General features: G+C 56.7%; 10 protein-coding genes and 2 pseudogenes. 4 read left to right on the forward strand and 8 right to left on the reverse strand.

All coding sequences use genetic code 11. The annotated features are described in order from the left end of the window. Positions 1-347 precede the first annotated feature (347 nt). Positions 348-1,054 (reverse strand): annotated as a pseudogene (locus BSU04_RS28545) (IS3 family transposase); the annotation flags it as partial. A 129-nt stretch (positions 1,055-1,183) separates the two neighbouring features. Here BSU04_RS28545 and BSU04_RS48035 point away from each other — a divergent pair. From BSU04_RS48035 to BSU04_RS28555, 3 genes are all read left to right on the forward strand, one after another. Further along, positions 1,184-1,288, forward strand: a complete 105-nt coding sequence (locus BSU04_RS48035; protein WP_086380749.1) for an SHOCT domain-containing protein — start codon at positions 1,184-1,186, stop codon at positions 1,286-1,288. 124 nt (positions 1,289-1,412) lie between these two features. Beyond that, positions 1,413-1,547, forward strand: coding sequence for a hypothetical protein (locus tag BSU04_RS48040; protein WP_256927556.1), 135 nt, complete (start codon positions 1,413-1,415; stop codon positions 1,545-1,547). A 512-nt stretch (positions 1,548-2,059) separates the two neighbouring features. Then, on the forward strand, positions 2,060-3,442 hold the full coding sequence (locus tag BSU04_RS28555; RefSeq protein ID WP_086380748.1) for an NAD-dependent succinate-semialdehyde dehydrogenase: 1,383 nt from the start codon (positions 2,060-2,062) through the stop codon (positions 3,440-3,442). A 125-nt stretch (positions 3,443-3,567) separates the two neighbouring features. On the opposite strand, the pseudogene BSU04_RS28560 reads toward BSU04_RS28555, so the two are convergent. The 7 genes and pseudogenes from BSU04_RS28560 to BSU04_RS28590 all read right to left on the reverse strand — a co-directional run. Continuing rightward, positions 3,568-5,742: pseudogene (locus BSU04_RS28560) on the reverse strand (copper-transporting P-type ATPase); the annotation flags it as partial. A 138-nt stretch (positions 5,743-5,880) separates the two neighbouring features. Further along, positions 5,881-7,281, reverse strand: coding sequence for a glucose-6-phosphate dehydrogenase (gene zwf, locus BSU04_RS28565; protein ID WP_089163723.1), 1,401 nt, complete (start codon positions 7,279-7,281; stop codon positions 5,881-5,883). 1 nt (position 7,282) lies between these two features. After that, entirely contained in the window at positions 7,283-8,320 is a 1,038-nt protein-coding gene (gene gnd / locus BSU04_RS28570) for a phosphogluconate dehydrogenase (NAD(+)-dependent, decarboxylating) (RefSeq protein ID WP_089163724.1), read from the reverse strand. Positions 8,321-8,614: 294 nt separating this feature from the next. Continuing rightward, positions 8,615-9,673, reverse strand: coding sequence for a hydrogenase expression/formation protein HypE (hypE, locus tag BSU04_RS28575; RefSeq protein WP_089163725.1), 1,059 nt, complete (start codon positions 9,671-9,673; stop codon positions 8,615-8,617). Positions 9,674-9,720: 47 nt separating this feature from the next. Beyond that, positions 9,721-10,278: a hydrogenase formation protein HypD gene (hypD, locus tag BSU04_RS28580; protein ID WP_256983366.1), complete on the reverse strand. Its 558-nt coding sequence runs from the start codon at positions 10,276-10,278 to the stop codon at positions 9,721-9,723. A 252-nt stretch (positions 10,279-10,530) separates the two neighbouring features. Beyond that, entirely contained in the window at positions 10,531-10,809 is a 279-nt protein-coding gene (locus tag BSU04_RS28585; protein ID WP_086383163.1) for a hypothetical protein, read from the reverse strand. A gap of 56 nt (positions 10,810-10,865) precedes the next feature. Continuing rightward, positions 10,866-11,453, reverse strand: a complete 588-nt coding sequence (locus BSU04_RS28590) for a hemerythrin domain-containing protein (protein ID WP_086383162.1) — start codon at positions 11,451-11,453, stop codon at positions 10,866-10,868. 670 nt (positions 11,454-12,123) lie between these two features. Between BSU04_RS28590 and BSU04_RS28600 the strand changes: the two genes are divergently transcribed. Beyond that, positions 12,124-12,969 carry a PRC-barrel domain-containing protein gene (locus tag BSU04_RS28600; protein WP_179196490.1) on the forward strand — a complete coding sequence of 282 codons (846 nt, stop codon included), beginning with the start codon at positions 12,124-12,126 and terminating at the stop codon, positions 12,967-12,969. The last annotated feature ends 340 nt before the right edge of the window (positions 12,970-13,309 follow it).

The raw sequence follows: 13,309 nt of genomic DNA on the forward strand, positions 1-13,309 counted from the left end.
CCATACATATGTGCCATAGACAGTTTGCGTCCTGCCTGTTAAGCGGTGTAGGCAGGGGTGACATTTCAACCCTCAGATGCGTTTCAATAGGTTCGTGTTCCTCAACCGTCCCACGCTCAGCCTAGAGACTCATCTCGGCGTAACCACTTCGCCTCAAGCCCCGTTTCCCACGGACTACGTCACCTTGCCAGTGTCAGCAAGTCACCGCCGCTTCGGCTCACTTCTTCTCGCAGCAGAAGAAGGGCATGTTCCTGGTACTGCCACATCAACTTCGCCAGGTAATGCATTCCAAACATGCTCAAGCAGCTTCACCCCCGTATGGGCGGGCTACGCTGGCTGGGCGTACTATACGTGATGTCGCCGCACCAAGCCTGATTTGGTGCACTCGCACCAAAGTCCTGGTCAAGAATGTTCGGTGCGACTGGCAGGTTATGCTTCGAGTTGGTCGTCGCCTTGAATTTGCGCTTTTGCTTGCATCGCAGACCAAGCTTTGTGCGCAAACGCTTGATGCGGTGAACGCCGATCTGGACGCCGCAGTTCGACAATTCCTTTTGAAGCCGTTGCGCGCCAAAGGTTTCCCGAGTACGCTCGTGAGCCGCACGCACCTGCGCTTCGAGCCGAGGCTCCTGCTGATCGTGCAACGACAGCGGCCGTTTGCGCCAGGCGTAATAACCACTGACGGACACCCCGAGGAAACGGCACATCGGAGGCACGGGATACTGTTGTCGCATCTGCTCAATCACGCCGTACTTCACCGCGACTCCTTCGCGAAGTACGTCGCAAACTTTTTTAAGAGATCGCGCTCCATCTTCACTTCTGCCAACTCTCGTCTAACCCGGCCCAGCTCCGCCTCGATCTCTGTCTGTGGTTTTTGAGATTGCCCGACCTTCTCCAGCTTGCCGTCCCTCGCGGCGCGTACCCAATTCGCCAACGTCTTCATCGAAATCGACAATCGACGCGCCGCTTCGGACACGCTGACACCGTCAGTCATTGCCAACTTCACTGCTTCGTCACGAAATTCTTTCGTGTACACCGCCTTCGGGATTCGATTCATCAATGCCTCCATTCCTCAATTCTACGGAATGTTGGCGTCCACTTTTTTCAGCCGACCTCAGTTTTTCTTATTGTTTCGAGCTTCGGAAATTGGGGCTATACGTATCGGGCGCGTAGAAACTATGGCCAGATGCCGCGGAAGAACGCCCTCGATATTCTCAACGAACGGTATGCGCGTGGAGAGATAAGTCGCGAAGAGTTCGGCGTGATTAGATCGGAGATAATCAAGGCCTAAAGTAGGAAATAGAAGGAGCCGCTAATGTAAGTCGAACCGCGGGGGAGGTGGGTGTTAAGAGGCGCAGCGGATCAACTTTGAGAACGCCGTTCTAAGTTGGCCGTAGCCAGCAAAGGAGTCTTGCATGGCAACGCAAAAAATTCTCCAGTCATTGCTTCCGCTTCGGCCCGGAGCGGAAGTGAGCGAAGGCGATCTCGCCAGCATGGTGGACCAGGAATTCGCACGTCTTCTTCGAGCGTGCCTGCTCAAGACACGATGAGAGCCAGCGAAATGGCGCGTCGCCGCAGGAACACACGGCTAGAGGCACGTTCATCCGCTCCGCCCGATACGGTGGACCGAAAGGCTGTCTGAAATACTTCGCCGGGCATGTGCCCCGGTGCGCCCCCTATCCCCAGATGCCCTGAGTAGTTTCCGACTCTATCGCAGATGATCAGCCGGCCCCATGCTTGCTCATCTAAGCAGCGGGGATGCATGCGCATCTCCCATGGAGATGCAATGCCCAGTATTGCGCGCGAGACCGATACGTCGAAAATTTCGGCGCCCGTCATCGCCCTCGCGAACTGCCTGCTTAGAGACGAATATCTTCCCCACACTGCGAAGCAGGAAGTTCGGCCCTATGGTTCGACCGCACATCGATTTCTATTCGATCAGTTTCCGTATGGTCAAGAAATATTTGACCATACGGATGAAAGGTGCGTCGGAATGTGTTTTCGAAGTCGAGCGGTACGTGCTTTCACCTCGCTAGCCAACCCTTACCAATGAGAGCCGGTCATGTCCTATCAAAGCGTGAACCCGTACGACGGCGCGATTCTGAAAACCTTCGAAGAATTTGACGATGAGCGGCTCGAGATGGCAATCGAGCATGCGCAAGCTTGCTTTGAAACCTGGCGACACACGAGTTTCTACGAACGAGCGGCAATTGTTGCAAGAGCCGCAGCACTGATGCGGGCGCGTGTTTATGAGTTTGCCCGGCCGATAACCCTGGAGATGGGTAAGCTAATCGCGCAGGCTCGCGGTGAGGTGGAGCTGAGTGCGGACATCCTCGACTATTACGCTAGGAATGCCGAGTCGTTCCTTGCGCCTCGCGTCCTGCAACCGCTTACAGGGGAAGCGCAAGTCGAAAGTAGCCCATTGGGCGTGCTCTTCGGCGTACAACCGTGGAATTTTCCGTACTACCAGCTCGCACGCTTTGCCGCACCGAATCTGATGGCCGGTAATGTCGTGATGGTAAAACACGCTGGCTGCGTGCCGCAGTGTGCCATCGCTTTCGAGCAACTATGGCTGGACGCAGGTGCACCGGCAGGCGCCTACACCAACCTTCTTATTTCCTATGACCAGGTGAATCAGGTGATCGACGATCCGCGGATCAAGGGCGTAGCGCTGACTGGGAGTGTGGACGCCGGAAGAGTGGTGGCCGCCAGGGCTGGAATGAACCTTAAGAAGTCGACAATGGAACTTGGCGGCAGCGACGCCTTCATCGTGCTCGAAGATGCAGACCTGGAAAGGACGGTCAAATGGGCTGTGTGGGGCAAGATGAACAACATGGGCCAATGCTGCGTAGCTGCAAAGCGCTTTATCGTTGTCGAGGAAATAGCGGGCCACTTTATGCATAGGTTTCAAACGGCACTTGAGGCACTCAGGCCAGGCGATCCGATGGATCCTATGACGACCTTGGGTCCGCTATCGACCGAATCGGCGCTCGTCAAGCTCCTCGCTCAGGTAGAACAAGCGGTCGCTCACGGTGCGAAGCTCGTCACGGGTGGCGGGCGCCTTGATCGTCCGGGCGCATTCATGCAGCCCACGATTCTCACCCATATCCGGCCGGACAATCCCGCGTTCCGTGATGAATTCTTCGGACCAGTCGCCCTGTTTTTCACCGTGAAAAACGAAGACGAAGCTGTGGCGCTCGCTAACGACTCGGACTTCGGTCTTGGCGGTTCGATCTTCACGAGGGATATTGCACGGGGCAAACGCGTGGCGAGCCGTATCGACACCGGCATGATGTTTGTCAACCAACCGACCTGGACGACGCCGGAGCTGCCCTTCGGTGGCGTCAAAAACTCAGGCTACGGCCATGAACTGTCCGAGATGGGCATTCAGGAGTTCGTGAACAAGAAGCTGGTCAGGGTCGCTGATATCAATGCACCGGTGTAGACTTCAAATCGGTTCCTGCCTGCTCGTTAGCGCTGCTCACGAAAGTTTCCACCCCTCATTTTTTTAATTCAAGGGTGTTGGATGCGCAGTACGCTCGCCAGGTATCCCGATACGTCGATATCGAGTCAGGTTGGCGCGCCCCGGAACCTGACAGCCTTGAGGCGCAGGGCATTTCCAACTACCGACACGGAACTGAATGCCATGGCCGCACTCGCGACGACAGGGCTTAGCAGGATGCCCAACCATGGATAAAGAACGCCGGCCGCTACGGGAATCCCCACCAGGTTGTAAGCGAAAGCAAAGAACAGGTTTTGCCGGATGTTCTTCATCGTGGCGACGCTCAGTTGCCTTGCGGTCGCGATGCCCCTCAAGTCGCCTTTGACAAGGACGATGCGCGCGCTATTCATCGCCACATCCGTACCTGTTCCCATCGCTATGCCGACGTTGGCTTGCGCCAGGGCCGGCGCATCGTTGACGCCGTCTCCAGCCATCGCGACGACATGTCCTTGCTGCTGCAGCTCTTGCACATACTTATGCTTGTCTTTCGGAAGCACCCCCGCTTTCACGCCGTCCAGAGCCAGTGACTTCGCAACAGCATTGGCCGTGACCGGATTGTCGCCCGTCAGCATGATTATCCTGATTCCGGACTTTCTAAGCAGCTTGACAGCCTCGGGCGTCGTGGCTTTGACCGGGTCGGACACACCGAGATAGCCGGCCAGCTTCCCGTCGACAGACAGGTACGTAACCGTTTGTGCGTCTGTACGCAGCCGGTCCACTTCCACTTTGGAAGCAGCATAGTCAACCTCCGCATCTTCCATCAGCCGCGCGTTGCCAAGCAAGACAACATGGCCGTCGATGGTTCCGCTTATCCCTTTGCCAGTCACGGAATTGAAGGCGGACACGGATGGAAGAGTGACATTGCGCGCGTGTGCCTCGCTGACGATAGCCTGCGCCAGCGGATGTTCGCTCTGCCCCTCCAGGCCACCTGAATAGGCGAGCACGACAGAGTCGGTGAATCCGTCAAGCGCGGCGACCACTCGCACCCGTGGTCTTCCTTCCGTTAGTGTCCCTGTTTTATCGACCACCAGGGTATCCACCTTTTCCATCAACTCCAGTGCCTCCGCATCTTTGATAAGGACACCCTGTTTTGCTCCGCGTCCGACACCCACGATAATCGATACAGGCGTTGCCAATCCAAGTGCGCAGGGACACGCGATAATGAGGACGCTGATGGCCACGATTAGCGCGTTTCCTAGCGCGGGATGGGGTCCGAAAACTGCCCACACCCCGAATGAGACGAGGGTGATCGCCAGCACCGCTGAGACGAACCATCCTGAAACCTCGTCAGCAAGCCTCTGGATTGGCGCGCGAGAGCGCCCGGCCTCCGAGACTAATTGAACGATCCTTGCGAGCAAGGTCTCTGACCCGACCTTCTCCGCCTTCATCAGAAGCGACCCTGTCTGATTCACGGTGGCTCCTGTGACTTCGCTGCCGGCTACCTTTTCGACGGGAATCGGTTCCCCCGTGATCATGGATTCGTCGACGCTTGATTCCCCGTCTGTGACCACGCCGTCGACCGGGATTTTCGAGCCGGGCTTGACGCGCAGCGTATCGCCGGCAATCACCTCCTCGAGCGCAACAACTTCTTCAGTACGGTCGAGACGCAATCTGACTGCCGTTTGCGGCGCCAGTTTCAATAAGTCATTTATTGCGCTAGTGGTTCTCGACCGCGCCCGAAGTTCGAGCACCTGCCCGAGCAATATAAGCGCCACTATGACGGATGAAGCTTCGAAATATGAAGGCAGTTCACCGCCGTGCCGAAATGCCCCGGGAACGCTGGCAGGGAAGAACAAGACATAGAGACTGAAGAAATACGCTGCTCCAACCCCTATGGCGACGAGGCTAAACATGTTCAGTTGCCAGGTCACGAACGATCTCCCTCCCCGCGCGAGAAAAGGCCAACCTGCCCACAGAACGACCGGCGTCGCGAGTAACGCCTGCAGGCATTGCGACCACGAGACGGACGGCAGATGCGGAAGTTTGAACGCTTGCGCCAAGCGATTGATCGCTTCGTTCGGGTCTGGGAGCCCTACGTCATGTCCCATGGTCAGCCACAGCAGGGGCACGGAAAAGACCACCGCCATCCAGAAGCGGCGAGTCATATCCCTAAGCTCGGTCGAAGACTGCTCCGTCACCACAGGCGTAACCAGCTCCAGCGTCATGCCGCAGATCGGGCATGCGCCCGGATCCGGCAACCTTACCTGGGGATGCATGGCGCAGGTGTACACCGCTGCAGGCTTTGGCACATCGGTGGCCCTCGTAGATACTGCTGCGGTGACATACGTCATGGCTCACATCCGATAGATAAACCTGCGATTCGCGCACACGCTGCCTACCGTATCACTGTGGAATCGTCGTTGCCGGCGTGAAAAGCCACATCATCCGGCATTGCCCTCGTTCGCGTCCTTCGCGACCGGGGCATGCCAGCCGCCATCACGCGAGATAAGCTGTTCGCTTTCTTCCGGGCCCCAGCTCGATGATTCGTAGTACCTGATTGGGACGGTGTTCCCAAGGATGGGCGCAACGGTGCGCCAGGCAGCCTCAATGCTGTCATAGCGCGCGAATAGCGACGCGTCACCCAGAATCGCGTCGCCAAACAAGCGTTCGTATGGCGCCATTTCATCGCCGGGATGACGATGTGCGACGAGTTCCACCGTTTCGCCTGCCATGACCTCGCCAGGTACCTTGACGCGTGCGCCCACGGAGATCAGCACCTCGGGACTGATCCGGAAGCGGAAGTAGTTTGATTGGCCGGGTGCCGCGGTATCGAAGACTGCGTGCGACGGCGATTTAAGTTTCACCATGATCTCGGTACCGGTCACCGGCAATTGTTTGCCGGCCCGGATATAGAACGGTACACCTGCCCACCGTTCATTCTCGATATGCAGACGCAACGCAACAAAGGTCTCAACCTGGGAATCTGGGGCGACGCCCGGCTCATCCCGGTATCCACTGAACTGTCCTCGCACGGTCTCGTCCACAGAGATTGGCTGCATCGCCTCGAATACGCGCAGTTTCGCATCGCGCATTGCATCGGGATGACCGTCGGCCGGAGCGTCAGTCGCCAGTAACGAAACAACTTGCAGCAAATGATTCTGCACAACATCCCGAATCGCCCCGACGCCTTCGTACATTCCCCCACGGCCTTGTACGCCGAATGATTCAGCCATTGTGACCTGAACGCTCGCCACATAATGACGATTCCATACCGGTTCGACGAGTGCATTCGCAAAGCGGAAGTACAGCAGGTTCTGGACCGGTTCTTTGCCCAGGTAATGATCGACGCGGAACACGGCCGATGGCGAGAACGATTTCATGAGCGACTCGTTCAGGGCCTGTGCCGAAGCGAGATCGCTCCCAAACGGTTTCTCAACCATCACACGGGCATTTTTTGCGCTTCCCGACTTGGAGAGGCCATCTACCACGACCCCGAAGATCTCCGGAGGAAGGGCAAGATAGTACAGCGGCTGTTCAGCATTGCCTAAGGCCTCACGCAAGTGCTGATAAGTCTGCTCGTCGCGACAGTCGCCTATAACGTATTGCAGTCGGGAAGCAAGTTTTTCGAAAGCTCCACGATCCAATGTGGCATGCTTTTCGATGCTGTCTCGCGCTCGCGCGATGAAACGATCGTTGTCCCATGACGATCTGCCCACGCCAATTATCGGCATGTCGAGGTGACCATGTCGAATCATGGCCTGCAACGCAGGGAAAATCTGTTTGTATGCCAGATCGCCGGTAGCGCCGAAAAAGACGAATGCGTCCGACCGAGGTTCGGACATTTCAAGCTCCGGTTTTCGGGGCCGATCTTTCCAGATGGCCTCCGAATTCGTTTCGCATGGCGGACAATATCTTGGAAGCAAAGTCGGCGTCACCACGCGAGCTAAACCGCTCGAAGAGCGCAGCGCTCAACACGGGAGCCGGCACTGCTTCATCGATGGCGGCCAGGATCGTCCAACGTCCTTCACCCGAATCGGAAACCCGGCCCTCATATTTCGCTAGCGCGGGATCGTCCTGGAGAGCGGCAGCAGTAAGGTCCAGCAACCAGGAACCGATGACGCTGCCTCGGCGCCAGACTTCGGCAATTTCCGGCAAGTCAAGCGTGTATTGGTAATACTCCGGGTTTCGCAGCGGTGTTGTTTCGGCATCGATGTCGCCCGAGCGCGTACCGACGTTCGCGTTGTGCAGGATGTTCAATCCCTCGGCATAGGCGGCCATGATCCCGTATTCGATGCCGTTGTGAACCATCTTGACGAAATGCCCGGCGCCATGCGCTCCGCAATGCAGGTAACCTTGCTCGGCGGTGCGCCCGGGGCTGCTGTGACTGTCTCGACCTGGCGTAACAGGGACGTCACCGGCTCCGGGGGCGAGTCCGGCAAAAATTGGGGAAAGGTGCCTCACGACACTTGTTTTTCCGCCAATCATGAGGCAGTAGCCACGCTTGAGTCCGAAGACGCCACCGCTCGTGCCGACGTCGACGTGATGGATTCCGCTGGATTTCAGCTCGGCGCTGCGCCGAATATCGTCGCGGTAGTACGAATTTCCTCCATCGATCACGATGTCGCCCGAATCGAGCAACGGGGTTAGCTTAGCCAGTTCCTGATCGACTACCGCGGCCGGTACCATCAGCCAGATCGCGCGTGGCTTGGTCAACCGGGAAACGAAATTTTCGAGGGAATCGGCGCCAACGGCTCCCAGCTCCTGAAGATCTTTCACTACGTCCGGGTGGGAGCCATACACGACACACTCCTGGTCCTTCTGCAGAAGCCGGCGAACCATATTGCTGCCCATACGCCCGAGTCCAATCATTCCTATTTGCATCGTGAATCTCCTTGGAGGTCTGTTGAAGCAAACGAGAGGGTTTCACATGGTTCCGTCTCGCAGTGTTCTTCGATGGACGCAAATTGCAACGCTATCGCACCACCATCGATTTCGATGATAGTCGTCGCCTGGTTGTCTGTGCAGGCTCGGAAAATACTCATTTTCGGGCTGTTGCCGCATCGCTCGTTACATCAATCCCGGCGACGGTGCCGAAGGCGACGATCGCGAGTTGATCGGCAGTGGCGAGGGTGAAGTAGCGGAACACCATGTCAGGGTGCAGCGATGCGCATGAGATCAGCAGATGCGCGGCAGCGGCTCGCCGCTCAGCCAGTCGACAACGCGCCGCCCGCCTACACGCGTGTCCATCTGGATAAAACAACTCGCGTCTTCTGTGACCCAGCCTATACACGCAGCTGCGCGACCCAAAGGGTGCGCACGCATCGCCGCCAGCACCGCGGATGCAGCCTCCGGCGCCACGATCGCCACCAGCTTGCCTTCGTTGGCGATATACAGTGGATCCAGGCCCAGCAACTCGCAGGCCGCATCGACCTGAGGCAGTATGGGAATGGCGGACTCGTTCAGCATCATGCCCACGTTGGACTGCCCGGTGATCTCATTGAGCGTAGTCGCAAGCCCGCCACGAGTGGGGTCGCGAAGCACATGAATCGCACCCACCGCTATAGCCGCCAACATCGCCGCAACCAGAGTGTGCAATGCAGCTGTGTCGGACTTGATCGTGGTCTCAAACTCCAGCGAAGCGCGTTGAGACAACACCGCGACGCCGTGCTCGCCGATTGTTCCCGACAGCAACACCGCGTCGCCGGGCCGGGCTCGCGCCCCGCCGATGACGCGACCCTCGGGCACGGTGCCGATCCCTGTCGTGGTGATGAAAACGCCATCACCCTTTCCGCGCTCGACCACCTTTGTGTCCCCGGTGACAATGGGCACGCCCGCATCAAGCGCGGCACTGGCCATCGACTGCACGATGCGTTTCAGGTCCGCCAACGGCAAGCCTTCTTCAAGAATGAAGCACGCGCTCAGGTAGAGCGGCGTCGCTCCCAGCATCGCCACATCATTGAGCGTGCCGTGCACTGCAAGACAGCCTATGTCGCCGCCGGGAAAGAACAGAGGTGAAATCACGTGCCCGTCAGTGGCCATGACGAGCTGCTGTCCGACAGGTATCGGCAACAGAGCCCCGTCATTGCCCTGCCGCAGAAATTCATTGTCGAAAGCGCGCGCGAATACTTCCTCGATCAACTGCGCCGACAGGCGACCGCCCGCGCCATGGTTCATGTCGATGCAGCCATGCTTCAGATCCAGAGGACGGGTGTAGTGTCTTTTCGGTGTATTCATGAATCGGCGATCTCGATCAAAAGTGCGTCAAACTGCGCACTGCGACTTCATGCGGCCACCACGGGGATGTCCCGGAACCTTCCGTATGAATAGTGCGCAGCGCACGAGCCCTCGCTCGACACCATGCAGGATCCCATCGGATTGTCGGGCGTGCAGACGGTGCCAAAGAGCTTGCAGTCGACGGGGTTCTTGACCCCACGCAGGATTGCACCGCACTCGCACTGCTTATGGTCGGACACCGCACGGTAGTTCAAATCGAAGCGCTGCTCGGCGTCGAAGAGCGCATAGGCCGAGCGAATCCTGAGTGCACTCAGCGGCACCTCACCCAGGCCGCGCCACTCGAATGTATCGCGCACTTCGAGCACCTGCGCCGTCACAGCCTGGGCGCGAGCATTGCCTTCGCGGCTCACCGCACGCGTAAATTCATTCTCGATCTCGGCGCGGCCGTCATTGACTTGGCGCACCAACATCAGGATAGCCTGCATCACGTCCAGTGGCTCGAACCCGGCGATCACCACTTTAGATATTTCTGAGATCACGCGAAATGAGCGGTAAGTACTTATCCCTGCTTTTTGCCTACGAAATCCATAGAGAGCATGACGCAGCGCACGGCTGAGTGCCGCCGCCTATGAACCCAGGCGGCGTCGACCGGCAGTGACAAACGCGACCGAATAGAACGTAAGCCGAATATCAAGCAGAATCTTCGCGCCGGCGCGCATAAACGCCTCAGCGCCCCCACTGCTGGAATTGGCTACCCAGAAGAGCTGGCGTAAGCCGCACACTTACAGAGTAAGTGACGTCAAACCAAGGGATATCGCCAATAGAGACCCCCGCCGGTAATGCGATTCAGGAGCGGTTCAACCGTGCGCGAAAGAGTCCCCTATTATTTCGTCGCGATCGGCGGCATCGGAGAGAAAGAATTCCCGTCTCGCCTCCTCGATCACTTGTCGGACGTATTGATCGTGGCGGCAATGGTCTTCCTCCTTCATATCCCAGTTCCGCTCTTCAGCATCGATCAAATGCGCTGTCGGCAACGAGACCCGCATCGCCGACCGATCTCCGGGCGCAAGTGGCGCGCGCAAGCGCCTATCCACTTCCTGACGAATTTGTTCCGCAGTAAAAACCCTTTTTGACATGACAGTCTCCTGAGATGAATGCGCTGCATTGGGAGAAGTCGATTGCAAGCATCGCGCTACAACCCAGCACAGAAAGGTGCTCCAGCATGCGCGGTAGTCGCTTCGTCGTTAATAACGCGATACAGTTGAACAAACTGCTCGTCCACCTCGCCATCAAAAAGCGGATCTGATTGACCGTGTGGGCCAATGTCTTCGATCGCGTGCCAGTCTTCGTCGTTGAGGCTTGCCTCTGCTGCGGGGAACAGCGTCAACTCCTCAATGACCATGTTGTGTCGCAGCCGCTCAGCGTAGAGTCGAACACGGATGTCGACGAGTTCTTGCGACATGTTCTCGCCCCGGGTTGCGGCCTCTAGATCCCGCAGCAAATCGCGTCCATCCCGGATCAACCTCAAATGCTGTGCCTCAATTTCATGCCCAACTTCGACTGAGAGCGCCTTCTTTGCTAGCAGCTTCTCGACCATACGGTCTTCTAGCATGTGATGGGTCACATCAGGAAAGCGCGTCAGATAGCACAGCGCATCAACCAGCAACGCAATATTCGGTGCCGTCGCGTCGGTGCGGAGGTTCGCTTGCTCATTGAGAAGGCATACCAGTCGGCCCAGCCTAAAATGTTCCTTCTGCAGCTTCTCGATGACTTTGGACATGGCATCCCGCTCCCAATTTTCTTCAATTTGATCTTGATACGGCGACAAAAATGCGATTACTCGTTCCTAACAAATTCCATCCATCGAACTGACGGTTCCGAAGGGGGCGTATATGGCCCCTTCTGTTGTACTTCGGCTGGGTGATCGACTATCCGCCTTCGTTACAGATCGATCGGGATTTTCAATGATGTCGCTATAGACATCGCGCGGGCTCGAGGTGCGTTTGGATTCCATCTGACCACAGCATTTCTATCCCTTTAACGATAGTGCTAAGTGCCCGACAAAGACAGGCTCGGAAACTACTCAGACAGAAGCATTAAAACCCTTTCGAATCACCTACGACCGCGGCGATGACGCCACGGGCCGCAACGGCTAAAGAATCCTTTCCTTTCGCGAGGTCATCTAGATATTGAGGAGGCGTCTCGCTGGCAATCACTTGCAACTCCAGAACGGCGAAACAGGCACCTGGGATAGCTCGCCGTAACTCACGAAGAAGGGAGTCATCTCGCAAGCCGAGTTGCTGATGCAGGGTCAAACTTAGCCCGTTCATCTCTAAGTAGTTTCCGATTCTATGCGCCCGGCCGAAAGACACCTACTATCAAATTCATCAACGTCGTGTACCGGACTCACGTCAGCGTCGGTCCAACAAAGCTTCAAGGAAGCTCCTCATATGAAACGCTTAACACAAGCGAGCCTCATCGCCACTGCGATCGGTCTTGCATTCGCGTCCCCGCTACTAGCCGCAGGGCTCCCGGCGACCACCGTGGTGAGTCCTCAGTCGTCGCAAGACAGCGCACCCCCAAAGATCGAGCCAGCCGAAAAGTGTCTAACCGACCTACGCGCGTTCAACGGTCAAATGGAAAGAGACGGCTTTCCTTTGGGCCAGCGAAGCTATGGAATGTATGGCAATCCCAGCACCGTATATCCCGTAACTTCGAGTGATGCTTACCAAAATGCTCGGCCAGGGTACGAAGTTCGAATTCTTCTTGCGTCCGCAAGTATTTTGGCCCGACATGGGCTGCAGCAACCGTGTGAGGACGCGCTCACCGAAACACGAAATATTTACGACCCGTATGTAGCAAACCTGCATGGTCGGAGACCTTCCGAGTTAAGAGGTTCAGGTTGGCAGCAGCATGAGATTCGCACGGCCAAACCAGTCATGATCGGTAAAATCTCGTTCCGCTCGGATGAGTTGCTCGGTACTGACGTGCGTACTCCGGACAATCAAGCGCTTGGTAGCGTAGACGACATACTGATGAGCCCGCAAACCGGAAAAATTGAATACCTGGTACTTGCCCGAGGCGGAATCTTGGGAATCGACGAGAAGTATGTGCCCGTCCCGTGGGCGGACTTTAAAGCAACTCCAAACGTGAACTTGCTCGTGCTAAATACGACAAAACGAGAGATGGACGCGGCTCCGCGCATAAGCAGCGACGAAATTACCACTCCGGCGAACTTCGACCAGCAGAGTCAAAAAATAGATGCATTTTGGAAGGCCAATCTGTCGCAAAGGTAAATTCGGCCTCTCAGGGGATACGATAAAATTTTCAAAATTCCGTCAATCAATTGCTTGGAAGCATATAACAAACTGGTGGGGAAATAGATAGGCGTAGCGGGAGACCAATTTCGGATAAATCCAATTCTTTCTACAACCAGTAATACGTTTTGTTCATCATTGAATACGCGGCGTTTGGCCGCACGCGGACGGTCCTGGTCGATTTTTCGCGCCCACTGACGCTAGTCTTGAGAGTTCAGCTATCATGAATCCGATCACTTTGGTTATATCAATCGCCTTTGTCGTCGCCGCTTTCGTAGCAGGCGAATTCGTAAGTCTGTATCTGGCACCTCCACTTTTC

Origin of the sequence: Caballeronia sordidicola, assembly GCF_002220365.1 — a bacterium.
Classification (GTDB): domain Bacteria; phylum Pseudomonadota; class Gammaproteobacteria; order Burkholderiales; family Burkholderiaceae; genus Caballeronia; species Caballeronia sordidicola_C.

Coding starts and splice junctions, on each gene's coding strand:
- BSU04_RS28555 (WP_086380748.1), top strand. CDS start 2,060: ATGTCCTATCAAAGCGTGAACCCGTACGACGGCGCGATTCTGAAAACC.
- BSU04_RS28590 (WP_086383162.1), bottom strand. CDS start 11,453: ATGTCCAAAGTCATCGAGAAGCTGCAGAAGGAACATTTTAGGCTGGGC.
- BSU04_RS48040 (WP_256927556.1), top strand. CDS start 1,413: ATGGCAACGCAAAAAATTCTCCAGTCATTGCTTCCGCTTCGGCCCGGA.
- BSU04_RS28585 (WP_086383163.1), bottom strand. CDS start 10,809: ATGTCAAAAAGGGTTTTTACTGCGGAACAAATTCGTCAGGAAGTGGAT.
- gnd (WP_089163724.1), bottom strand. CDS start 8,320: ATGCAAATAGGAATGATTGGACTCGGGCGTATGGGCAGCAATATGGTT.
- zwf (WP_089163723.1), bottom strand. CDS start 7,281: ATGTCCGAACCTCGGTCGGACGCATTCGTCTTTTTCGGCGCTACCGGC.
- BSU04_RS28600 (WP_179196490.1), top strand. CDS start 12,124: ATGAAACGCTTAACACAAGCGAGCCTCATCGCCACTGCGATCGGTCTT.
- hypE (WP_089163725.1), bottom strand. CDS start 9,673: ATGAATACACCGAAAAGACACTACACCCGTCCTCTGGATCTGAAGCAT.
- BSU04_RS48035 (WP_086380749.1), top strand. CDS start 1,184: ATGCCGCGGAAGAACGCCCTCGATATTCTCAACGAACGGTATGCGCGT.